Origin of the sequence: Planktothricoides sp. SR001 (genome assembly GCF_001276715.1) — a bacterium.
GTDB lineage: Bacteria > Cyanobacteriota > Cyanobacteriia > Cyanobacteriales > Laspinemataceae > Planktothricoides > Planktothricoides raciborskii.
Genome location: NZ_LIUQ01000009.1, coordinates 113,807 through 137,779 on the forward strand (window position 1 = coordinate 113,807; position 23,973 = coordinate 137,779).

Annotated in this window: 16 protein-coding genes and 1 pseudogene; 11 read left to right on the forward strand and 6 right to left on the reverse strand. The window is 42.3% G+C overall.

Annotated elements, in window-relative coordinates:
- Positions 1-192: 192 nt before the first annotated feature.
- A complete protein-coding gene (locus AM228_RS07875; protein ID WP_054465577.1) occupies positions 193-1,320 on the reverse strand; it encodes a geranylgeranyl reductase family protein in 1,128 nt (375 codons plus the stop codon).
- Between the two features lie 597 nt (positions 1,321-1,917).
- On the opposite strand from AM228_RS07875, the gene AM228_RS07880 reads away from it, so the two are divergent.
- Together AM228_RS07880 and AM228_RS07885 are read left to right on the forward strand one after the other, a co-directional pair.
- On the forward strand, positions 1,918-3,102 hold the full coding sequence (locus AM228_RS07880) for an NAD(P)H-quinone oxidoreductase subunit H (protein ID WP_054465578.1): 1,185 nt from the start codon (positions 1,918-1,920) through the stop codon (positions 3,100-3,102).
- A gap of 258 nt (positions 3,103-3,360) precedes the next feature.
- A complete protein-coding gene (locus AM228_RS07885; protein WP_054465579.1) occupies positions 3,361-4,560 on the forward strand; it encodes a class I SAM-dependent methyltransferase in 1,200 nt (399 codons plus the stop codon).
- A gap of 46 nt (positions 4,561-4,606) precedes the next feature.
- On the opposite strand, the gene AM228_RS07890 is transcribed toward AM228_RS07885, so the two are convergent.
- A complete protein-coding gene (locus AM228_RS07890; RefSeq protein ID WP_054465580.1) occupies positions 4,607-5,557 on the reverse strand; it encodes a DUF4922 domain-containing protein in 951 nt (316 codons plus the stop codon).
- Between the two features lie 700 nt (positions 5,558-6,257).
- On the opposite strand from AM228_RS07890, the gene AM228_RS34080 reads away from it, so the two are divergent.
- The 3 genes from AM228_RS34080 (at position 6,258) to AM228_RS07905 (ending at position 14,923) form a co-directional block, all read left to right on the forward strand.
- Positions 6,258-9,890 (forward strand): PAS domain S-box protein, encoded by a 3,633-nt coding sequence (locus tag AM228_RS34080; protein ID WP_054465581.1) that lies wholly within the window; start codon positions 6,258-6,260, stop codon positions 9,888-9,890.
- A 132-nt stretch (positions 9,891-10,022) separates the two neighbouring features.
- Complete coding sequence (locus AM228_RS07900; RefSeq protein WP_054465582.1) at positions 10,023-13,235, forward strand: ATPase, T2SS/T4P/T4SS family; 3,213 nt, start codon at positions 10,023-10,025, stop codon at positions 13,233-13,235.
- Between the two features lie 113 nt (positions 13,236-13,348).
- Positions 13,349-14,923 carry a mucoidy inhibitor MuiA family protein gene (locus AM228_RS07905; protein ID WP_054465583.1) on the forward strand — a complete coding sequence of 525 codons (1,575 nt, stop codon included), beginning with the start codon at positions 13,349-13,351 and terminating at the stop codon, positions 14,921-14,923.
- 149 nt (positions 14,924-15,072) lie between these two features.
- On the opposite strand, the gene AM228_RS07910 is transcribed toward AM228_RS07905, so the two are convergent.
- Genes AM228_RS07910 through AM228_RS07920 form a run of 3 tightly spaced genes read right to left on the reverse strand, consistent with a single transcriptional unit; the run spans position 15,073 to position 16,648 of the window.
- The gene (locus AM228_RS07910) at positions 15,073-15,531 is read right to left on the reverse strand and encodes a hypothetical protein (protein ID WP_054465584.1); all 459 of its coding nucleotides are present in this window, start codon (positions 15,529-15,531) and stop codon (positions 15,073-15,075) included.
- A 15-nt stretch (positions 15,532-15,546) separates the two neighbouring features.
- Positions 15,547-15,984 (reverse strand): hypothetical protein, encoded by a 438-nt coding sequence (locus AM228_RS07915; RefSeq protein ID WP_156331617.1) that lies wholly within the window; start codon positions 15,982-15,984, stop codon positions 15,547-15,549.
- Between the two features lie 22 nt (positions 15,985-16,006).
- Positions 16,007-16,648, reverse strand: a complete 642-nt coding sequence (locus AM228_RS07920) for a ParA family protein (RefSeq protein ID WP_054465586.1) — start codon at positions 16,646-16,648, stop codon at positions 16,007-16,009.
- A gap of 289 nt (positions 16,649-16,937) precedes the next feature.
- Here AM228_RS07920 and AM228_RS07925 point away from each other — a divergent pair, with 289 nt between their 5' ends.
- Positions 16,938-17,822 (forward strand): ABC transporter permease, encoded by an 885-nt coding sequence (locus AM228_RS07925; protein WP_054465587.1) that lies wholly within the window; start codon positions 16,938-16,940, stop codon positions 17,820-17,822.
- A gap of 27 nt (positions 17,823-17,849) precedes the next feature.
- Entirely contained in the window at positions 17,850-18,938 is a 1,089-nt protein-coding gene (locus AM228_RS07930) for a Gfo/Idh/MocA family protein (RefSeq protein ID WP_054465588.1), read from the forward strand.
- Between the two features lie 85 nt (positions 18,939-19,023).
- Here AM228_RS07930 and AM228_RS07935 read toward each other — a convergent pair whose 3' ends face one another.
- A complete protein-coding gene (locus AM228_RS07935) occupies positions 19,024-21,198 on the reverse strand; it encodes an ATP-binding protein (RefSeq protein ID WP_054465589.1) in 2,175 nt (724 codons plus the stop codon).
- 565 nt (positions 21,199-21,763) lie between these two features.
- Between AM228_RS07935 and AM228_RS07940 the strand changes: the two genes are divergently transcribed.
- The 4 genes and pseudogenes from AM228_RS07940 to AM228_RS07955 form a co-directional block, all read left to right on the forward strand.
- Complete coding sequence (locus tag AM228_RS07940; protein ID WP_054465613.1) at positions 21,764-22,243, forward strand: 2TM domain-containing protein; 480 nt, start codon at positions 21,764-21,766, stop codon at positions 22,241-22,243.
- A 753-nt stretch (positions 22,244-22,996) separates the two neighbouring features.
- On the forward strand, positions 22,997-23,197 hold the full coding sequence (locus AM228_RS07945; protein WP_054465590.1) for a GAF domain-containing protein: 201 nt from the start codon (positions 22,997-22,999) through the stop codon (positions 23,195-23,197).
- Positions 23,198-23,337: 140 nt separating this feature from the next.
- Complete coding sequence (locus tag AM228_RS35005) at positions 23,338-23,610, forward strand: GAF domain-containing protein (RefSeq protein ID WP_054465591.1); 273 nt, start codon at positions 23,338-23,340, stop codon at positions 23,608-23,610.
- Positions 23,571-23,831 (forward strand): annotated as a pseudogene (locus AM228_RS07955) (adenylate/guanylate cyclase domain-containing protein); the annotation flags it as partial. The gene AM228_RS35005 and the pseudogene AM228_RS07955, both read left to right, overlap by 40 nt.
- Positions 23,832-23,973: the final 142 nt, after the last annotated feature.

Here is a 23,973-nt window from a genome sequence, read left to right on the forward strand (position 1 = left end):
CAAGATTTTTTACCCGTAGGCGAAGCCTTCTCGAAGAGTATGCTTCGCCCTTACCTGCGGTCATGCTTCACCCCTACGAAAATTTGTAATTCATTAATCTGAAAAACCCTGTAAGTCTAAATGCAAAATCAAATAAAAAAACCGGATTTTTCCTCAAAAAAAACCGGTTTTTCGCATCAATCAAACATTAAATTAACCCCCACCGAAGACGCCTTTAGTGAGCATTTTCACCGCCACGTCCACCACTTCTGAATAGCGTAATTCTCCACAGAGAATTTCCACCATTTTTGTGGTGGCAGAGGGTTTCTTCACCCCGACTTTGTAGCTAATTTTCGGCAAGCGGAAAAATGCGCCAGCAATCCGTTGCGCCCAAACCATATCACTGCCCCGTTCTTCTTTCATAATTTCGGTGTATTTTTCCAGGGCGTTGCTGTCACCGGCTAAGGCAGCCGCGATCGCCTCTGCCGCCTTAATCCCACTAAACATAGAAGGGCGAATTCCTTCAGCAGTAAAGGGATCGACCACTGCTGCTGCTTCCCCAGCTAACACCGCATTTTGGGTATGTAAGGTGCGATCGCCATCCCACAAAGCCATCTCTGCCTCATACTGTTTAGCATTAGTTAGATCCAAACCCAAATTAGTGGCATACTTCTGCAAAATTTCCGGCAGATTCTTCACATCTCCACCAATAAAAGCCGCCGTTCCCAAAGAATAGCCATCCGCCTTCGGGAAATTCCAAATAAAACCATTTTTCACTTCCCCAAAATCAAAATTAATCGGCGAATTTTGCACCCCCGTAGTTAAAGGCACCTCAAGGCCCACCGCCAAACGGCGTTTCACCTCTTTCTTAAAGCCCAACAACTTACTCATCGGCCCAGAAGCGCCGTCAGCAGCAATCAAATAACGACCTGTCACCGGCCCCTTACTCGTCGCCACTTCCCAAGCCCCATTCTTAAAGGCCACCCCAGTCACCGCCGTATTATCCCGAACCTCAGCCCCTTGACCCTTCCCTTGGTCGATTAAAAACTGGTCAAACACATCCCGCTTGACCATCCAAATTGGTTCTGCACTCGTCACCTCTAAATCCACCGGGTCTTCATTACTCCAGGTGTAGCGAAGATGCTTCACTTTCAGGGAAATCGCCGGACTAAAATCAAAATCAAACCACTGGGCAACTTGTGGTGACACCGCCCCCCCACAAGGCTTATATCGCGGCAGAGATTCTTTTTCCAGGACTAACACAGAATGTCCTTTCTTCGCCAAATGGTAAGCAGCACTGCCCCCGGCAGGCCCTGCGCCGACAATAATACAATCAAACATCCTTAAATGAGACTCCTCGCTAAACTACACTACAGAAATACATTACGCATCTTACATGGCAAACCAATTGCCGCCTTGTCAATACAAAATTTGTACTGTAAACAAATCGGGAAAAATAGTTTTGCCTTCTCTGTTATATCTGTTGAGATAGCGGTTCGCACCGAACGAGTAGTATTTGTTATTTGTTATTTGTTATTTGTTATTTGTTATTTGTTATTTGTTATTTGTTATTTGTTATTTGTTATTTGTTATTTGTTATTTGTTATTTGTTATTTGTTATTTGTTAACTGTTGACCTTTGTAGGGGCGCAATGCTTGCGCCCCTAAACCCCGCACACCGATGGCGGCCCCCTGCACTATTTACGCATCCCTAATCGATCCTCAAAGATTTTTCTATCCATCTACCGAGTCGGCACGTTGGGCAGTTCACAACAAACTTTATAATGATCGAGATACTTGCAACCGAATATTTTTGATCCATCTGCCGTGCCTTTGGTGAGCTTTTGTCCAGACGCGACCTATCGGGTTTTGACAAAACAGCAAAAATCTCAACTGGGGCGGCAGCCCAAATCTGTCTCAAGGGGAAAAGGCCACAGTTATGTCAATGATTGAAACCAGAACCGAACCCATGATTCTCAACATGGGGCCACACCATCCCTCAATGCACGGGGTGTTGCGGTTAATTGTCACCCTGGATGGTGAGGATGTGGTGGATTGCGAGCCAGTCTTGGGCTATTTGCACCGAGGCATGGAAAAAATCGCCGAAAACCGCACCAACATCATGTTTGTTCCCTACGTCAGCCGCTGGGATTACGCAGCGGGGATGTTTAACGAAGCCGTCACCGTGAATGCACCAGAAAAACTGGCGGACATTCCCGTCCCCAAACGGGCCAGCTATATTCGGGTGATTATGCTGGAGTTAAACCGGATTGCCAATCACTTGCTGTGGTTAGGACCATTTTTGGCGGACGTGGGTGCCCAAACTCCATTTTTCTACATTTTCCGGGAGCGGGAATTCATCTACGATCTGTGGGAAGCCGCCACAGGTCAGCGCTTAATCAACAATAACTATTTCCGCATTGGTGGGGTTGCCGCCGATCTGCCTTATGGTTGGGTGGACAAATGCGAAGATTTTTGTGACTATTTCGACCCCAAAATCGATGAATACGAGCGCCTGATTACCGATAACCCCATTTTCCGTCGTCGGATTGAAGGACTCGGTGTGATTACTCGCGAAGAGGCGATCAACTGGGGACTGTCTGGGCCAATGCTGCGTGCTTCCGGGGTGAAATGGGATCTCCGCAAAGTAGACCACTATGAATGCTACGACGATCTGGACTGGGAAGTGCAATGGGCAAAAGAGGGCGATTGTTTAGCCCGTTATTTTGTGCGGATTGGGGAAATGCGGGAGTCGGTGAAAATTATTCGCCAAGCCCTGAAAAACCTTCCCGGCGGCCCCTACGAAAACTTAGAGGCGAAACGGATGGCAGGGGGGCCAAAATCTGAATGGAGTGATTTTGACTATCAGTTTATGGGTAAGAAAATTGCCCCCACGTTTAAAATTCCCGCTGGCGAACATTATGTGCGGATTGAAAGCGGCAAAGGGGAATTAGGGATCTATATTATCGGTGACGATAATGTGTTCCCCTGGCGGTGGAAGATTCGGGCGGCTGATTTTAATAATCTGCAAATCTTACCGGATTTATTGCGAGGAAATAAGGTGGCCGATATTGTGGCTATTCTCGGTAGTATCGATGTGATTATGGGTTCAGTCGATCGCTAATATATCTGGCTAAAACTTATCAAAAATAGGGACAGTTTATTGTCCCTATTTTTATGATCAATTTTATCGATATTTTTTCGCGATCAGTGAAATAAAATGTTTTACCACAAAGACACAGAGAAGCACAGAGAGAAAGAAGCACAGAGATAAGCACATAGAAAAAATTTCTCCGTGTCCTTTGTGTCTTTGTGGTGAAAAATAAGTAATAATAAGTAATAATTGGTGGGCAATGCCCACCCTACTAATTGATCAAAAAATATGAGTAATCCTAATTTATGTGAAGAAATTGCCCGGAAAATTCAGGCAAGTGAGCAAAAAAGAATTTCTTTTGCTGAGTATATGAATTTAGCGCTGTATCATCCCGCTTATGGTTATTATACGACGGGGGCGGGAAAAATTGGCGCTGGGGGTGATTTTGCGACTTCTCCCCATTTATGCTCGGATTTTGGGGAAATGCTGGCGGAACAGTTTTGGCAAATGTGGCAAATTTTGGGCTGTCCGGTGCGGTTTCAATTGGTAGAAATGGGGGCAGGTCAGGGATTAATTGCGGGAGATGTGCTGGTTTATTTACAGTATAAATATCCCGATTTTTTTCAGTGTTTAGATTATGTTATTATAGAAAATTCTCCGGCGATGCGCCAGTTTCAAGAACAACGGTTAGTTCGGTTTACAGGCGATTTGGCGAATGTCCTCCGCTGGTGTTCTTGGGCAGAAATCGAACCGGATTCAATCATCGGTTGTTGTTTTTCTAATGAATTGGTCGATGCTTTTCCTGTGCATCAATTTGTTATAGATAGAGGGGAATTTAAGGAAATTTATGTGACTATGTCAGAAATTAATGGTGAACTAAATTTTGTGGAGGTATTGGGAGAACTTTCTAACCCAAAAATTGCCGAATATTTTAATGAGTTAGGGTTAAATTTTCTGGGAGTAAAGTACCCGGATGGCTATCGCAGTGAGGTGAATTTAGCGGCGTTAGATTGGTTAAGGGAAGCGAGCCAAAGGTTAAAGCGGGGTTATTTGTTAACCATTGATTATGGCTATGAAGGCGATCGCTATTACGCCCCTTCTCGACATCAGGGAACTTTGCAATGTTATTATCAGCATCGCTACCATGACAATCCCTATATTTTAGTAGGCCAACAGGATATTACTGCCCATGTGAATTTTACCGCCTTGGAGCGTTATGGGCAGCAATGGGGTTTAGAAAATATCGGCTTTACTAAGCAAGGATTATTTTTAATGGCTTTGGGGCTGGGCGATCGCATTGCCGCCATATCCACCACTCCCGGACTGGATATTGTCACCGCATTACAACGGCGAGAAGTGCTGCATCAATTAATTGATCCAATGGGTCTGGGTAATTTTGGCGTCTTAGCACAAAGTAAAGGACTAACGGATCAAGAACGCGACCAAAAATTAACAGGTTTTACCATGCCACCAATGGGAACGTTTTAGGAATAAAGAGGTGTATTGGAGCGGGAGAACCCGCTCCCCCATCCGCCTAAATGGGCACGGCGACCTTTTTTAAGACCGTCATGGGGCCGGTTTCTTTGAGGAGTTGCATTTGTTCGGCGTTGCGAACCAGCAGGGCGCCCGCAAAGCCCAAGGAGTTGATGGAGATGCCGTGAAATTCTTCCTGCGATCGCGGCACAATCAGCATCCATTCCCTTGTTGCCAGTAAATTGTAAGGCCCAGACTGCTGCGGACTTGGCTGATTTTCTTCCGTGAGTAAGCCGACTGCCGATAATAAGGTGCGATAACATTCCAGGGTCGGGGCAGCGGCATCTACGGGGGAATTGACCCAGTTAGGATCCATGCGGGCGAACCCATTGACAAAGGGCAAATCCGCGATTCGCAGGAGCGATCCTGGACTATTGGCTGATGGCAATAGGGGTTCCAGGGGAATTTTGCCTCTGCCTGTCCCTAGGGGCAATGGGACGAGTTGTAAATGCTTATGTTTTTGACTTGCCCCAGCGATTTTGCCGCCGTTATAAAATATCAGTCCATCAAATTCCGCTAAACAAGCCCACATTGCCACAAAATCCGCCCAAGTTAACCAATTTTCCTGGTCTTCAAACTCTCGCGTGACAATCAGCAGGTGATGGTTAACCACATTAAATTTATTCAATAAACATAAGTGGGTCGGAGAAATATCACAGACAAATAAATCTTGCTCATAAGGCAGAAAAGGGTTAAACTCTTTGCCGGTTTTCTGTTGTTTTTTCTGTTGTTTTTTCTTGGCTTTATCTTTGCGGACGAGGTTGGCTAAAATTCTCACGATCCAATCAATGCCCTCTTGATTGATTAACTCGCATTCCGTGGGAATTGATTGCAATGCCCCACAACTTATGGCATAGTTGGTTTGGAATTGAATTTTAGACCATAAACTGCCCGGTTTTAGCAGGATATTTTCTGGACGCAATTCTGGACACAATAATGTTTGTTCAGTCATATTTCAATGTCAGAAATATTGGCGTGAGTTGTACTTGCTTTAATCGCTTATTTAACTAAGTTAATTAATTCAGTAATTATTCCCCCAAAAAAAAGATAATATTACCTTAATTGGATGGATATAAGGTTTAATTAACCATAAGTTAAGAAAGTATTTGATGGCGATTTTAAGATTTTGACGATTCAATTTTAATGGTGTAGCGATCGCACCTGATAAAATATCGGATTTTTTTAACAAAACGTAACAATAAATTTAGTTTCAGGATATCAAGAGCGCTCGGCTTTAAGAGATTTTTTGGCCACAACCATAGAGAGGCAGAGAACCGAGAACAACGACAGAAAAGCCTCGTTTGCTCTGATTGTCCGGGAAAATTATTTGGCCGATAATTAGCGATGAATTAGCGCTTGTCCTGGAGACGATTTATCAACGGAAATAAAGACTGTGTTTAAGAGTTAGCGGCGATCGCCGCCCTCCCATCGGGCGCCCTAAAATCATGGGTGATGGGTGAGAAAAATGTTAAATTTTGGTCATCGGCGCCTGCCCCCGCCTTCGCGGGGGTTGGCATCAGCTTGATTAAGGATATATAATATAAGACATTTTATTTACCGGAACTATATTTTACTTGCCGTATTTTCACGGATCCAGTCAATTTTCTCTTTGACTTTTGAATTCATTCAAGTGAACTGATTAAAATAAAGCTGTGTCTGATCATGTTTCTCCGTTTCTGCTTCAAGATCCCCACGTATTTGAAACCCTATTTAACGCTGCCCTCGATGCGTGGGCGATCGCCGATGATCGAGGTAATTATCTTGATGCTAACCCCGCTGCCTGTCAATTATTCGGATTGCCCCGTTGCAACCTGATCGGTTGTCATCTCAGGGATTTTACCTTCCAAGGGTTTGACTTTGCCTCGGCTTGGCAGCAGTTTCTTGACCAAGGTCAAGACAAGGGGGAATTTCAGTTGATTAGAACCGATGGCCAAGTGTATGAAGTCGAATACACCGCAAAGGCTAAGGTAATCTCCGGTTATCACCTATTAATGTGGCGGGACGTCACCGCCCGCAAACGGGCAGAAGACCGGGTGCAGGTGTTGGAAAATCTCCTGGCACAAACCACCGCTGTCCCACCGCCGTCCCACCCAGACAGCCTGGAGGCGATGCAGAAAACCGATGAAGAACGGTATCGCCTGCAACAAATTGCTCGGCATATCCCTGGGGCGATCTACCAGTTGACGTTGCATCTCGATGGCCGGTCTTGTTTCCCATACTTCAGCGAGGGGTTGCAAGAGATTTATGGGGTCGCACCAGAAGCGGTCAGGGAGGACGCTACCCCCCTTTTGGCCATGATTCATCCCGATGACCTAGCCAGTTTCAAGCGGTCGATTGTTGACTCAGCCACCCACCTCAACCCGTGGCATTGCGAATATCGCATCTGTCATCCCGATGGCCGGTTGTTATGGGCGATCGGTCACGCCACACCCCAGCGAGAACTCGATGGCAGCACTATCTGGTATGGCTATATTCAGGATATTACCGCCCAAAAAGCGACGGATCAAGCGCTGCGGGAAAATCATGTGCGGTTACAACTGGCCCTAGAAGCGGCGAATATTGGCACTTGGGATTGGAACCCGCAAACCAATCAGGTGGCTTTTAGCAAGCAGTGGAAAGCGATGCTGGGCTACAAAGAAGATGAAATTGAAAATCGCCTACCAGTCTGGGAAAGTCTGGTACATCCAGAGGATCTCCAAGAGGCTTATGCAAAGATTGATGCCCACATCCAAGGAAAAACGCCAGTTTATCAGAATGAATATCGGATGCGGTGCAAAGATGCGTCGTATAAATGGATCTTAGACCGAGGGCAAATTATTGAACGCGATGAACAAGGTCAGCCGGTCAGGTTTATCGGCATCCATCACGATATTTCTGAGCGCAAAACGGCGGAACTGGCCTTACGGGAACTGACTCAACAACTCCAAAAAGCTCAGGAAGTGGCTCAGTTGGGTTATACCTATTTTGATATGGCAACCCAAAAAATCACTTGGTCTGAACAGGTTTTCCGCATCTTTGGCCTGAACCCAGACCAAGGAGAACCAACGTTTAAGGAATATCTGAAAAAATTGCACCCGCAAGATCGCACCATTTGGCAACAGAGGTTGACAGAAGCGAGGCAAGGTGTGCCCCAAAGTTTTGACTATCGCGTCTTTCGTCCCGATGGGGAAATGCGCTATGTGAATGCTCGCCTTGAGCTTGAGGTTAGAGATGGTGAAGTGGTGGGGATTTTCGGCACCGAGATGGATATTACCGATCGCAAAACGGCGGAATTAGAACTGGAGCAATTTTTTAGCATTTCCCTGGATTTACTCTGTATTGCTGATGCCGAAGGTCGTTTTCGCCGCCTGAACCGGGCTTGGGAAACTAGCTTGGGCTACACCGTTGAGGAATTGGCAGGTCGGCTTTTTTTAGAGTTTGTCCACCCTGATGATGTTGCCCCCACTCTGGCCAAGATGTCAGATTTAGAGCATGGGGATAGGGTGCTGAAATTTGTGAATCGCTATCGAGCTAAAGATGGCAGTTATCGTTATATTGAATGGCTGGCGAATCCTTGCGGATCGTTAATTTATGCCGCTGCTAGGGATATTACCGATCGCATCCAAACGGAGGCGACCCTGCGAGCGAATGAGGAAAAACTGCGATCGCTGTTTGACCTATCTCCTTTGGGAATTGTGTTAAATGATATGCAGGGTAAATTCACCGAAGCCAACCCAGCCGCTTTGAACATTACCGGCTATACCTTGGCAGAATTAAATCAGTTGAGTTATTGGGATTTAACTCCCTCGGAATACATCCAGCCGCAAAACCGACAAATTCAATTACTCAAGACCATTGGGCGATACGGCCCTTACCAAAAAGAATATATTCGCAAAAACGGCGATCGCGTACCCGTGGAACTGACGGGGATGATAGTCACGGGGGCAGATGGACAGCAATATGTCTGGTCAATTATTGCCGATATTACAGAGCGCAAACAAGCGGAAGCCCAACTGAACGAAATCTCTGAGCGGTTGTCATTATCCCTCAAGTCTGGAGCGATTGGCTGTTGGGAATGGAATATCATCGAAAACACCCTGATTTGGGACGATCGGATGTATGAACTGTATGGGGTCAACCCGGAGTCTAATACCCGATTAGTTTACGAAATTTGGTCAACGGGACTGCATCCCGATGACCGAGAGGCATCGGAAAGTTTAATTCGCCAAACGGTTTTGGGTCAAGCCGAATTTGATACGGAATTTCGGGTGATTCATCCTGATGGCAGCATCCATTTTATTAAAGCCTTTGGTCTGCTGCTGCGAAACCCCGAGGGGAATCCCGAAAAAATGATTGGGGTTAATTTTGAGATTACAGACCGCAAACAGGCTGAAGCCCAGCTACAATCCCTGCTTCAAGAATCCCAAGCCAAAAGCCAAGAACTCCAACTCGCCTATCGGGAACTGCAAGAAACGCAAATTCAGTTAATTCAAGCGGAAAAAATGTCCAGTTTAGGGCAGTTGGTTGCCGGGGTTGCCCATGAAATTAATAACCCAGTAAGCTTTATTTATGGTAACTTAACCCCCACATTAGAATATGCCCAGAGTTTACTAGAACTGATTCAGCTTTACCAAGATTGCTATCCTAATCCAGGGGAAGAAATTACTGATTTCAGCGAAGAAATCGAGTTAGATTTCATTATCGAAGATTTCCCTAAAATCATCGATTCTATGAAAAATGGTGCATCGCGCATTCGGGATATTGTCAAGTCTCTGCGGATCTTCTCTCGCTTAGATGAAGCCGATTTAAAGGAAGTAGACCTGCATGAAAATCTGGACAGCACCCTGGTAATTTTACACAATCGCTTGAATGGTGGAGGGGTAAATGCGGAAATCAAAGTGATTAAAAACTATGGAAAGTTACCTCTGGTTGAATGTTATATTGGCTTGTTAAACCAGGTGTTTATGAATCTGTTGATCAATGGGATTCAAGCCATAGAGGAACGACAAAAATTTGATCTAATTGATCTAAATTATGAGTATGTTGGCATAATTACCATTACCACAGCTATTGATGCCTCTAATTGGGTATCGATTTCAATTAAAGACAATGGGATCGGCATGACTCCAGAGGTGCAAGCGAATATTTTTAATCCCTTTTTTACTACCAAGCCTGTAGGTCAAGGGACCGGCATGGGATTACCTAATAGCTATCAAATTGTCACCAAAAATCACCAAGGAAAGTTAAGTTTCACTTCGGCGATCGGGGTGGGAAGTGAGTTTGTTATTCAGTTACCTTGCCGGTAAGTTTAGGTAAAACCAAGGCTTTTTATCAATGTTAAGGCCAAAGGTTAAGGCCAAAGACAAGAATGGAAGCCGCCTAAAATACCCTATTAAAATAGAATCAGCCAAAAAATTAAAAATAGGCTATCAATTACCATGCAAATAAATTATCAGCAACTAAATTCTAAAATCGATCGCGTAAAACTCTATGCTGCCGGGGCAACGGTGTCGCGGGTGGCTGAGTTAGCTGATAGAAATGAAGTAGTGGAAATTCCCGGTTTACCTTTAGCTTTGGATGATAGTAGCGTGCGAGTCCGGGTGGAAAGCGATTCTGGAAATAGTGCCTTTGCCGCGATCGCCACTGATGTGCGGATTGGTTTAGGGGTTCCCCCGCAGACCGAAACCCAAGCATTTCCCCTAGAGGCAGAGATTTCTACCGCCCGCACGGAGGTGCAACAATTAGAGGAATTGCTGACTGTGATTGACCATGAAATTAAAGTTATTTCTCGAATAGAAATTCCCCAAAGACTGATTGGTGAGGGAGAAAATGCGCCCCCTCCGTCCCCAACGATGATGCGAATGGCGATCGCCAATTATAAGAACCAACAAATACGCGATCGCACCGCAGAACAGCGAGAAATTCGGGAAAAATTACGCCAAGCTCAAGAACATCTCAACGATTTATTAGAGAAACAATCGCGGGCATCTTCTGCCAAAGAAGCCCGACCCCATGAGTTGAGAAAAATCGCCATTATTCGCCTAACTTATCCAGAAATTGACTCAAATCAACCCCTATCCTGCCAACGATTAATCCTAGAATATTTTGTCCCCGGCACTCGTTGGACTCCGACTTATATTTTTCGTTTAGATACAGTTGCCAATACCGCCACAATTGCGATGCGGGCATTAATTTGTCAGAAAACTGGGGAAGACTGGAACGGAGTTTCTCTGGAACTTTCTACAGCGCAACCAATGATGTGGTGTGACTTGCCAGAGTTGCCTTCTTTACGTCTTGGTCGGGCGCAACCAACGCCGCAAAAATCCGGTTGGCGACTTCCTCCAGTGGGGGCAGAATTGTTATTTGAAGATTACGATCGCGATCGGCAAAAACAACCCCTATTCAATGAAGAGGAGGAAGAGGAAGACTCTATCGATCGAGTTTTGGATGATATTTTGGAATCATTGAGTAGCGACTTTAGCAACTCTGATGATTTAGATATGTTGTTCGAGGATTCCATGCCTAGTCAGGATCTAGAGTATGAGCTATTCCCACCACGGGATCCTAGTTATGCCTCCCAGAGATGGGGAATTGTGACTCAAGATAATTTTTCTCCGTTTGTCAATAATTTGGTGGCATCGGGTTATATCGATAGTAATCGGATGAATGAAGCTCTCAAACAAAGTCGGCAGCTACAAAAGCCCCTGCCCGAAGTCCTCGAAAACATGACGAACAGAAAACTTTCTCCCAAATGGCTTCGCTTGTACAAACTTCAGCGACTCTTTGAATTAAAGGCGATCTATGCGGTCGAATCCTTGGATCTTGAATCAGCAGAAATTCCCGCAGAACAGATCGTCGATCTAATGGAAAATCTAATTCCCATTCAAACCTGTCGTCTGCATCGCATTCTTCCTCTATATAAAACAAAAGCAAATCCCCCCTCCCTGGTTGTGGGCATGGTAGATCCAGATAAGCTCGATGCGCTTGACGATCTTAAGCGAATGTTGAAACCCCATTCTCTGGGATTTCAGCGTCGGGTAATTACTCTAGAAGACTACCAGCATTTTTTGAATCTATACTTACAGGAAAAACAAGCGGAAGAAGCCGCCCGCAAGAAGCAGAAGCAAGATAAAGCCAATCAAATCGATCTCTGCCTCGATCCGAATGCCTTCGCCAGTGTGGGGCTTCAGGAAGTGGGGATTATGACCGATGATAATTTCGACGATCTGGAGCTTCAGGAAGCGGGGATTACTACCGATGATGATCTCGACGATCTGGAGCTTGTCGATCTCTGCCTCGATCCGAATGCCTTCGCCAGTGTGGGGCTTCAGGAAGCTGACGTTGAGGATCAAGATGACATGGACCTCAATAAATCTTTGCAAGGCGGATATTCACCACCAGTTGTTAAGACTATTAATCAAATATTAGCTAAAGCTGTGAGCGACCGTGTATCTGACATTCACGTCGAACCTCAACAAGAAGGTGTCCGGGTGCTGATGCGTAAAGATGGGGTGCTTAAAGAAGTCTATCAGCTACCATTAGAATTCCGAAGTCCTTTGGTAGCTCGCTTTAAAATTATTGCTGATTTGGACATAGCCCAACACCAACAAATACAAGAGGGTCAGTTCCAGCGGATATTTCAGGGAGAGACTATGTATTTCGCGCTCTGTTGTTTACCTACTCAGTTTGGAGAAAAAATTATTATCCAAATTTGTAAAAACTTTAATTCCGTCAAATCACTGATTAACTTCGATAAAAACTTAAGCCTTATTTTAGCATACAATATGATGGAAATCGGAGCAGAGGATGACATAGAAAAACGCGGCAAATTATCTATACTGCCACCGCAAAAAACATATCTAGAAATTCTCAAACGCCAGGAAGTTGATGTTAACTTCAATGTTATGTTCACTGTACAAGAGGCCATAATTAAAGCCAAAGAATGCCTAAATCAGCCTTTACCTTTTGGCGGCGTTGACGTGCGAGAACTTGCCGGTTACTTTGATTATGTTTATCGAGGTGAAGGTCGGGTGGATGTGCCGTCAGATGGAGAATTTCATTCCGTAGCTTTGACAGCGAAAAATACAAAAATCGGGATGTATTATGTCACCGTCCCTCGCAAGGGTAATCATGTTTTCCGTATTGCCAGACTCCTTAACCCCTTGGCATCTCCCCTGTTAAACGGACTTGTGGATGTCTATCTCAATGGCGAATATCTGTTATCGACTCAGATTAAAACTGTACCGCCGAAAGGAGAACTGGATTTAGGGTTAGGAGTTGAACAATCAATCAAGGTTGCCCGCAATACAAGTTATAGAGAAAATTGGTCGGGTCATATTTTAGTGGGGCTGAATGAATTCCACCATGAGATTAAAATAGACCTGGCGAATAATTTATCCAAACCGGCAAAAATAGAAGTCCGTGAACGGATACCGATTCCGGCAAAAAACGCTAAAGTGGATATTATTATTGATGCGGTTTCTCCTCCTTGGAAAAAGTACGACCAAACAGAACGAAATTTACCGATTGCAGGGGGGTATCATTGGTGGGTAAACCTCTCGCCAGGAGAAGAGAAAACTCTGTCAGTAGCATATATAGTGAAAACCGCAACGGATCAAGCGTTAATTGGTGGCAACCGCCGGGAGGAATAAGGCTATGTTGTAGGTTGGGTTTCGTTCCTCAACCCAACCTTACCAAAATTTTTGTTTCACCAAATTCCAACAAACCTACAGAAGATATTTTTGATCTAACCAAATAATCAAGTATGGAAACCAGCTTAAAAGAGATTAAAAATTTAACCCTAGATGCACCAGTTGCTACGGTGACATTGTTAGAAGACCGGGCTTTAGTTCAGCGTATGGGGAAAATAAACTTAACCCCTGGTTTGTGGCGAGTTAAGGTGGAAAATGTTTCACCAATTATGGCGAATAAATCGCTACGGGCAGAATTTTCTGGAGACTATCCTAATGCCAGAATTGATGATGTGCGAGTCCGTCGGGAAATGATTGTTAAAGCAGCGGAAAAACCAGCAGAAATTCAGCGGTTAGAAGCGGAGTTGCGATCGCTTACCCAAGAGGTGACAAATATCGTCGCAGACCGGCAGCAAAATGATAAATTTGCCCAGGAAATCAACAAAGTTCTTAATCTGGGGATTTCTGAGTGGATGCAAGATGCGATTTGGGGCAATTTTGACCTGAGTAGTGGGCAGGAACAAATCAAAACTCTATTTCAGGAATTGCGCGATCGCCGCTTGGAAGGTTTCAACAGCGATCGGATTTGCAGCGAAATCCAACAGCAAATCGACGATTTAAAGCATCGCCTTGCCAGCTTATCCCGACCGGATCGGGTCTATATTACTTACCTGGAAATAGACTTAATGATTCCCACAGAGGGCGACTATGAAATTGCCATAGATTATGTAGTTCCTAATGCTTTATGGCGTCCGTGGCACCAAGCCCGGTTATTATTAGGAGAACAGCCTAAACTGATCTTTAAATGTGATGGCTGCGTCTGGCAAAGAACGGGGGAAGATTGGGAAAATGTAGATTTAATATTTTCCACCGCCCGACCCTCTCTCGGTAGCGACCCACCCCTATTAACCGATGATGAGTTAAGTCTGCAAGAAATAGAGAAGAAAATTATTGTCGAAACACGCGATCGCACCATAGAAAAACCCGGATTAGGCAGTGAACCTAGCCCCGATACTATCACCGTACCAGGGGTGGATGATGGGGGAAAAGTCCGCATATTGCGATCGGGCACTAAAGCCACCATTCCCTCTGATGGTCGTCCCTATCGTGTCCCCTTATTTACCTTTGAATCCGAAGCAAAAATCGAATATATATTAATGCCAGAAATCGTCCCGCAAGTCGTCCTCAAAAGCGAACAAATTAATCGCGCCGATTTTCCGATTTTAGCCGGCCCCGTAGACTTATTACGCACCACAGAATTAATCGGCAAAACCTCTGTGGGATTCATTGCCCCAGGGGAAAAATTTGCCCTGGGGTGGGGGCCAGATGCCGCCATGCGAGTGCAACGCACTCAAACCAAAAAATCAGAAAAAAACGCCATTACTCGTTGGAAAAGTATCACCACCACCACTCAGCTATTTTTATCCAATATTGGCGCAGAAACTAGAGCGATTAAAACCACTGAACGGGTGCCCGTCTCAGAATTAGAAAAAGTCAAGATAGAGGTAATTAAGGATAAAACCACCGAGCAAATCACCGCCGATGAAAATGGTTTTTGTCATTGGACATTGACCTTAGCCCCTTATACGCAAAAAGAGGTTATGTTGACCTATAAAATATCCTCAGCCCCCGATGTTGAGGGGATTTAATCTTCTGCTTGGTTATTAGTTATTGGTTATTGATTATTGGTGATTTGGAAAAAACACTAATAAATCATAACCAATAACCAATAAGCACTAACGATAGATTGGCAATCATATATGAAAAACTCAACCGGAGATCCGAAAATTCCATCAAGCTAATCAGCCTGTGATTTGACAATTCCTTCTAATTTTTCCAGCGGTGGAAGATATTTCAAAGCATTCTGAAAAGCTTCTGTATTTTCAAACAAATCTTGCAAAGTTAATAGATGAATCACAACCTGATGAATATCTGGATGACCATAAAGACGTTCTTTGAATGTTTCTTTATAGCCCACTCCAGATAACATAATACTTACATCTGCTTGATGATATTTGATATCTGAGTAATATTTACGAGCTTCATCTTTATCTAAAGGTTTACTGCTTAATTTAGATTGAAAATGAATGTTTTTGCCTTCAAAGTAAGTTGAACCATCAACACCGTCGTCCGGTCCTTCTGACCCTGGTGTTAGATTAAGGCAATCTGCAAACTTTTGACCAAGCCTCTGCTTGGAATCATTTTCAGCTTGCAGAATCCCTTTGATCAGATAGTAGGTTGTTGGATCTCTGAACATTTTTCAATTTTTATCTCAATTAGAGCTTTTTTTTCTAAGATTCAAATTCTTTTCATATAAAACTTTAATACCCGCAACAGCATATTTGGCGGCCTCCTCTACTTCTTGCACCCCTGAGTCTTTAAGTTTACTTAATGTTTCCGCATTGAGCAGCAGGTCATAACCAATAGACCCTAACCGCTTGGGATAATATTGCAAATCTTTTGCCTCAACTCCTTTTTCTTTAGAGAAAAAAATGATGTATTGTATGCAAGAATTCAGCATAGTTCTCACAGAAACACCAAATACGTCACAATACTGTTCTACTTTCTGTTTTTGATCTTCAGATAGATAAACTTTTACCGATGACTCATTCAGACCGGAATCACGTTTATGTAAGCCAGAAGAAACTAAATAGTCTACGGCTCCATTTTCTCTAGCTGATTGTTCTCGATAAATTTTGGTTGTCATCATAACCTCCTATTTTACACATAAACTAACTGAGAAGCGAGCTAAAATATTCCTGCAAATTTTCCAAACCTGGATAAGTCCAAATCAGCTTTCCCTCATCCAAAGCCCTATCTACTTCTTTGTTTAAGTTTTTCATCCGATTTGCTAGATTGTAGTTACTTGGCAAGCGTGATATACTTTGCATTTTTTCATTAATCTTTTGTTTATATGATCCTAGTGGTACAATTGCAACTTCAGGAGTAAAACCGGCAAATTCCTCTAATTTTGAAATTACTGGTAAAGTGTCAGATAAACCTTCAATTGCCCAAGGATGCTGGCTAACAGGGATCAACACAACGTCAGGGTAGTTATCGACTATAACTTTAACTGTGTCAGGTAAAGGTGTACTCATATCCAGAATAATGTGATCGTAAGTTTGAGTATCCGCTATGCGTCGAATTGGCTCCCGATCGGGATTCCAAATAATTGATAATTGGTTGCTATGCTCTTTCAGTTGCAAAGGTGTCTGCGCCTTGCTACGAAAATAAAAAAGCCAAGCATTTCTTTGTGTGTCGCAATCAATTAGAAGAATACGACCTAGCTGAGTTGCCAGAAAACCTGCCAAGTGAACTGCCAATGTTGTTTTTCCAGCACCTCCTTTATGTTGAGTGCAAAGAATAATACTCAATTTAGTCTCCTGATGATAAAGCTATAGGAATTTGTTCTATTTTACTTGTTCTCGTTGGCATCTGCAAACCCGCCCAATTTATTCCATGAAAATTTGACTTGACTATTAATTCGGTGTTACTTCAAAGCTTAATTAATTAATATTTTTTATCTGTTACTTGTTATCTGCTACATAGTTTTTTGCAACCAATAACGAATAACCAATAACGAATAACCAATGACAAAAAATAACCTATTTAATCCCTGAATAGCGTAAGCTATAATCACCAAAGAATTTTGCTGGTTGCCCAATGAATTTAACTAAACTAAAACTGCCCAAAATTTTAGCTCAAACGAACCGCCCTAGCCTAGATTTCCTGTTTATGTGGGTGGGGTTAATCATTACCCTATTCTTTGTAATGATTGCGTTATTTTCCCCATTATTTCAATCTTGGGGATGGTTACAAGACCCGACAGAATTTTTGAGTAATCCCATTCATCAGCCCCCATCATTTGATTATTTATTTGGCACAAATCGCCTGGGTTATGATGTGTTTTCCCGCACTTTAATGGCGAGTAGAGTGGCGTGGCAAGTGGTGATTTTAGCGACGGCTTTAAGTATGTTAATTGGGGTGCCTTTGGGGATGCTGAGTGGTTATCTTGGTGGTCGCGTCGATCGCATCTTATTGTTTATCATGGATACCATTTACACTCTGCCCGGGTTATTATTATCAATTACCCTGGCATTTGTGGTAGGCAAAGGGGTTTTTAATGCCGCGATCGCTTTAAGTATTTCCTATATTCCCCAATATTATCGGGTAGTCAGAAATCACACGGTAAGCGTAAAAACCGAACTATTTATTGAAGCGGCCCAAGCAATGGGAGCAAGTTCTTGGACAGTGCTTTCCCGTTATCTATTTCTCAACGTGATTCAAAGTGTTCCTGTATTATTTACCCTGAATGCTGCCGATGCAATTTTAGTCCTCGGTGGTTTAGGGTTTTTAGGATTAGGTGTTCCCGAAGAAGTTCCCGAATGGGGTCACGATTTGCGCCAAGCATTAGAAGCACTACCCACGGGCATTTGGTGGACTGCTTTTTTCCCCGGTTGTACTATGACTTTCATGGTGGTGGGCTTATCTTTATTTGGCGAAGGATTGAATCAATTTGTCAATCCCAAATTAAGAAACCGCAGTTAAAACTTGAGAAATTGAGCAGATTAACTAATGTCAAATAAAATCGGCATTGTGGTGGTAGGAGTGGGTCGCTGGGGCGTTCATTTGGTGCGCCAATTTTACCAAAATCCCCTAACAAAGGTAGTGGCAATAGTAGACCAAAACCCGGAAAGATTGCCAGCGGTTCAGCAGCAATTTAATTTAGATTTATCATCAGTGGTTTTGGCCAAAGATTGGGCAGAGGTGCGAGAACTGCCCGGAATTCAAGCGGTGGCGATCGCCACTCCTGCTTCTACTCACTATTGTTTAATTAAAGATGCCTTAAATCAGGGCTATCATGTATTAGCAGAAAAACCCTTAACCCTCGATCCGCAAGAATGTCTGGAACTTAGCCATTTAGCCGAACAAAAACAGCGGCAATTAATGGTCGATCATACTTATTTATTTCATCCGGCAGTTCAACGGGGCAAAGAGGCGATCGCGGCTTTGGGAAAATTGCGTTATGGGTACGCTGCCCGAACTCACTTAGGCCCAGTGCGATCGGATGTTGATGCCCTCTGGGATTTAGCTATTCACGACATCTGTATCTTCAACTTTTGGCTAGGAGAAACACCGATTCAGGTGCAAGCAACGGGCAAAATTTGGTTAGAAAGATCGGGAAATTCTGCTAACAGCAACATTTCTCAAGAAATAACCACAGAAAATAAATTATTTACCCAAGGTTTAGCGGATTTTGTCACCGTAAACCTGACCTATCCTAGTGGGTTTGAAGCCCGGATTCATCTGTGCTGGTGTAATCCTGACAAGCAAAGGCGTCTCTGTGTGGCTGGCAGTCAAGGCACTTTAATTTTTGATGAAATGTCACCGAATGCTCCCTTAATGATTCAGCATGGTTTCTTAGAACGAAATAACGAAACATGGCAACCTGTGGGGCAAAAATCTGAGGTAATTGCTGTGTCCCCTGGAGAACCTTTACGCTTAGTGTGCGATCGCTTTCTTGACCTCGTAATAAATCCCAATCAACCCAGCAAAAATCAGCCCATTTCCTCTGGCTGGTTAGGAGCAGAATTAGTGCAAATTATCACCGCTTTAAGTAAATCCTTAAATCAAGGAGGAATCCCAATTAAAATACCAAGGTGAATTATCAATAGTTACCCTGAATATTTACCCTGAATCCTGTAGCATCCTGTAGGTGGGCATTGCCCACCCTACATAATAATTATTATTATGCTTTCTCAAATAAAGGTGGTTCAGGATGATGGGTTGGTTTAACGGGAATTTCTATAATCAACTCTGTTCCTTCCCCAGGAGCAGAAATCACGTCTAATCTACCAGAGTGTTTTTCCACCACAATCTGATAGCTAACCGATAACCCTAAACCCGTGCCCTTGCCCACAGGTTTAGTGGTAAAAAACGGCTCAAAAAGACGCTTTTGCACCGTTTCCTCAATCCCTCGACCATTATCAATAATGGAAATTCTGACATAGTTTTTTACCCCTTCTGAATCCTCAGTAGTTTCTAACTGGGAATTATCAACAGTAAAAGCGCGGGTTTTAATCGTAATTAATTGGGGTGGTTCTTTATTTTCTAGAGCATCTAACGCATTATTTAGTAAATTCATAAAGACCTGGTTTAGCAAACTAGGGTAACATTCCACCTTGGGCAAATTCCCATAGTCTTTATAGACTTCAATGTTGGGTTTGCCTAATTTGCCTTTGAGCCGATGTTGTAAAATCATTAATGTACTTTCCAGTCCTTCATGCAGATCGACTTCCTTAATGGCAGCCTCATCGAGGCGAGAAAAATTGCGTAAAGATTGTACAATCTGGCGGATTCGTTCTGCCCCAGCCTGCATAGAATGCAAAATTTTATGTAAATCATTCGCCAAAAAATCTAACTCAATTTCTTCGATTATTTGTTCAATTTCTTGGCTAGGATTGGGATAAGTATTTTGATAAATATTCAGTAGCTTCAGCAGATCCGTAATATAAGTGCTGGCGTGAGTGATATTGCCATAAATAAAATTAATTGGGTTATTAATTTCATGGGCGATTCCGGCCACAAGCTGACCTAACCCAGACATTTTTTCCATTTGAATTAGTTTGGCTTGAGTTTTTTGTAGTTTCTCAATAGCGATTTCTAGTTGACGTGCTTGTTCTCGCGATTGGGCTTCTGATTTTCGCAGTGCAGTTTCTACTTCCTGCTGATGCAATATCTCTTTTTTTAGCTGTTCATTAACTACTTTTAAATCAGCGGTGCATTCTGCTACATAGCTTTCTAAATTTTTTTGGATAGTTTCTAATGTAGTCTCGGCCTTTCTGCGTTTGGCAATTTCTGCTTGTAACTCTGTATTCTTTCTATTTACTGCTTCGGTTTTTGATTCTAGGTTTTGTTGCAGTTGTGCGATTGTCTGATACATTTCGGCAGGGTCTAAGGTTTTTAGCCAGCTTGTTCGATCAATTACTCCCATAAATTCTCCCTGATCGCTAGAAACTACTAAGGCTGAAGTTTGCCATTGTCCCATAGATTTTTGAGCCGACCATAAAGACGCTGCGACACCGATCGCCGGTAAAGGATGATCGATGACAGATTTCGCTTTTATAGTCGATAAATCTAGGCCAATTGCCCAATAATTCACGATATCTTGGTCAGTGACAATGCCCAGGGGCGTGGGGATATGTTCTGGTTGGGCGATCGCTTCTCTTTGAGCATTTAACTCCTCAAAAATTAACACATAACTTCCCTGATTTTGCCGCATAAGCTGGGCAATTTTTGCTAAAGAATCGCTCAACAAAGCTGGAATCACTTTTTGATTTAATACATTTTTCAACGAGTGCCATTTTAGCCAATTTTCACCAGATTCAAGAGATTCAAGTTGTTGAACAATCTTAGAGGGAGCGATCGCCCCTAAAAAAAACCCGCTGGTGTCAGACACTAATATGGGATAAATCCCCGACTGCCGCCAAAGATTAGCAATCGAGAAAATATCCTCAGCTTGCGCTTGATAAAGCGTGAGTAAATTTGGGTTCATTACATCAACAACCGTGAAATTTGTACCTGGTTTCTTCTCTGCGATCGCTTGGAGAATATCTGGGACGGTGACAATCCCTAAAATATCTGATATTTTTAGCATATTTTCAGTATTTAGAGTCGGGTTATATGCATCGGCGCTGATAGCAGATTCGGAAACTACCAACATATAACCCGATGCCATATTAGCCCCAGGGTAATCGGGTAATTCTGGGTAATTTTTTGATGCAAACAGAGGACAGCTTGCATTTAAGTGGCTGATTTCCTCGCTAATTTCCCGGACAGAAATGTTCGGTGTCACAAATTGAGGATGGCGATCGAGAGCAGATTTTAGAAAGGTAGGATTAATTAATGATGTTTGATTTGACATTTAAATTAGCTAGATAAAAAATAACCAAAAATAACCAAAAACAACCAGAATAATCGCAAGCAAAATTTTAATCAATAATCAAATAATTAACAAAAATTATTCAGGTTAATACAGGGAAAATTTACCCATTTTAGATAGGAAAATGATGGCAGATTGATCGATAATTTTTTTTGCAAAAATCAAAAAAGAATAAAAAACTGATTAATTTTGCGCTTGCCCAGTAAATTTTCGTCCCAGTCATCTTAATTGAGTTTACCCTAGCACGAGAGGCGGATAAAATTTTAACATTAATGTTTTAAGATTAATGTTAAAAAATTAATGTAGGCAATCCATTCAGCGATCGCCAATTTTCTGGATCGTCTCGTCAACCTCCCTTCGTCAACCTCCCCTGAAGGATCAAACAGATGCCTTTTGCTTCAAGGCTTCAGTAGGGCGTCAGTAAGGCTTCAGTCTACGGTAAACCACACCTGACATCATTGCCACAGAGAGGCACCATTGATTACAATAGAGATTACAATAGAAATAAAACAGATATTGTAATCCGTTGTTGATTACCCAGGATAAAATGCCAGAATCCTACAGCCAAGAAGATGTACAGCAAATTCTCCAATTAGCGATCGCCAAAAGAGCGATCGATGGAGATTTTTCTCGCGTTCAACTCCTAGAAATGGCCGATGAACTAGGAATCTCCCCAGAAAATCTTCAGCAAGCCGAAGCACAATGGCTGGCGAAACAAGATGAATTTAAGGAACGTCAGCAATTTGATATATACCGACGCAATCAATTAAAACAAAATTTCGTGCGTTATCTCATTGTCAACGTTTTTCTCATTCTGCTAAACCTGGTTCTATTTAAATCAGCTAACTTTGGTCTAACCATTGCGCTAGTTTGGGGATTAATTCTCGCTTTAAAGACTTGGAAAAATTATGAAATAAATTCAGAAGAGTATGAAATGAATTTCCAGAAATGGAGGCTGAAAAAACAAATTGGTGAATCTATCAATCTAGTGGTTGATAAATTATTTCACCCTAAATCATCAAGTTAAATTTGCCGAATAGCGTTGTCAAACCCACTGACAACGCTGATTTTTTTCCCAGGAATCAGCCATGAAATCGAGAGTTTAGGCTATGACTTGCCTCGGTAGGTTGCCTCCCTGTCAGACCTGTTTGACGCCACTCAAATCAGCGAGTTACTCAAAAAAAATTTAACTAGGTCCCTGATTTAGGATATAAGAATAAACCAGTCTCTTTACCAACAAATCAAACGTTTAATGTTTTATCGAATAATTTGATGTAAAAACAGTAAAATTTTTGAATAAATTGATTTGTTTTTGTTTAGATTAATTTAATTTTTAATTATTGCTGCTATTAAAAATTAAAAATTTAGATATTTTTTTAATTGTAAAATAAAAAAATATCTACAATCTGTGAATCAATATTTTAATTATTGATCACACTTAAATTAATTTCAAAAATTTTTTAAAATATCGATTCATGGCTATTTCGTCAAGCATTGAGTGGTTAAATAGCGTTAATAACCATATAAAAACTGCTCCAGATATTATTTTAATGGATATTACTATGCGGGATATGAAGTGTGTCTTAAACTCAATCAAGTCTAATCAAACAACTTGTGAAATTACCATAATTTTTATTAGAGATGTATCATGTATCGGCTAAAATAAAAGCCTTTGATGTGGGCTGGGCGGTGCCGACTATATTACTAAGCCTTTTAAAAGCCAATTTAAGCACGGCTAGAAAATCAAATTAAGATTAGGCAATTACAGCAACAACTGACATTGCAAAATATTCAATTGCAAAAAATTGCCGAACGAGAAAAACTTTTGGGTCAGATATCTCAGCGGATTCGTCAATCTTTAGATTTGACAGAGATTCTCTCAACGGCAGTTAGAGAAGTGCGAGAATTTTTGCAAGTAGATTGCGTAGCGATCGCACGGTTAAATCCTGATCGAAAACAATTGTCCAAGAATCTTTGGTAGACCAAGGGTTATCAATTTTAAATTTAAAGATTACCGATATTTTCAGGAGGCTTATATTCAGCGATCGCCTGACATTCAGATGATTTCAGATATTCAGCAATCTAGTCTGTCACTTCCTTTGATTTCATTCTGGACTGGACTTGCGCTCTCATTTAGTGGTGCCAATTTTTCAACAAACTGTCAGCATTTCTGAAGAAAATAAGGAGCCATACACCGATAATCTGAAAGAAGATTCTCTAAATTCAGAAGTTTACGGACTGCTGATTGCCGATGATTGTACTCAGGTGCGTCAATGGCACCCCTCAGAAGTGGATTTATTAACCCAATTATCGATTCAAATTGGTATGGCTTGGCAACAAATTCAAATGAAAAGTTGCGCTATCAGCAAGAAAATACGGAGACGCTGTTGTTAAATATTTCGCCAAAATTAATTGCTCAACGGCTGAAACAAAATCCGGGGCTTATTGCCGATAACTTTGAATCGGTGACAGTGATGTTTGCAAATATTGTGGGATTTACTAATTTATCCGCGCAAATTTATGCTCTGGAGTTAGTCAAGTTATTGAATGAAATTTTTTCTAGGTTTGATGCCTTAGCCCAACGACATAAGTTGGAAAAAATTAAAACCATTGGGCTCTTTAGGACTTATGGTGATAAGTTTATCTAATTTAATATGAGTATTTGCATAAAATTAAAAGGTGAAATTAATATACATGAACGCTTCTAGCTTCTCATGTTGAAAAAAAGAGTCTTATAAGTCCGCCAAATCCTGAAAA

Bases quoted from the DNA above. Each gene is read 5' to 3' on its own strand.
- AM228_RS07905 (WP_054465583.1), top strand. From the start codon at position 13,349: ATGGAAACCAGCTTAAAAGAGATTAAAAATTTAACCCTAGATGCACCA.
- AM228_RS07930 (WP_054465588.1), top strand. From the start codon at position 17,850: ATGTCAAATAAAATCGGCATTGTGGTGGTAGGAGTGGGTCGCTGGGGC.
- AM228_RS07915 (WP_156331617.1), bottom strand. From the start codon at position 15,984: ATGATGACAACCAAAATTTATCGAGAACAATCAGCTAGAGAAAATGGA.
- AM228_RS07935 (WP_054465589.1), bottom strand. From the start codon at position 21,198: ATGTCAAATCAAACATCATTAATTAATCCTACCTTTCTAAAATCTGCT.
- AM228_RS07875 (WP_054465577.1), bottom strand. From the start codon at position 1,320: ATGTTTGATTGTATTATTGTCGGCGCAGGGCCTGCCGGGGGCAGTGCT.
- AM228_RS07885 (WP_054465579.1), top strand. From the start codon at position 3,361: ATGAGTAATCCTAATTTATGTGAAGAAATTGCCCGGAAAATTCAGGCA.
- AM228_RS07880 (WP_054465578.1), top strand. From the start codon at position 1,918: ATGTCAATGATTGAAACCAGAACCGAACCCATGATTCTCAACATGGGG.
- AM228_RS07925 (WP_054465587.1), top strand. From the start codon at position 16,938: ATGAATTTAACTAAACTAAAACTGCCCAAAATTTTAGCTCAAACGAAC.
- AM228_RS07910 (WP_054465584.1), bottom strand. From the start codon at position 15,531: ATGTTCAGAGATCCAACAACCTACTATCTGATCAAAGGGATTCTGCAA.
- AM228_RS07890 (WP_054465580.1), bottom strand. From the start codon at position 5,557: ATGACTGAACAAACATTATTGTGTCCAGAATTGCGTCCAGAAAATATC.
- AM228_RS07940 (WP_054465613.1), top strand. From the start codon at position 21,764: ATGCCAGAATCCTACAGCCAAGAAGATGTACAGCAAATTCTCCAATTA.
- AM228_RS07900 (WP_054465582.1), top strand. From the start codon at position 10,023: ATGCAAATAAATTATCAGCAACTAAATTCTAAAATCGATCGCGTAAAA.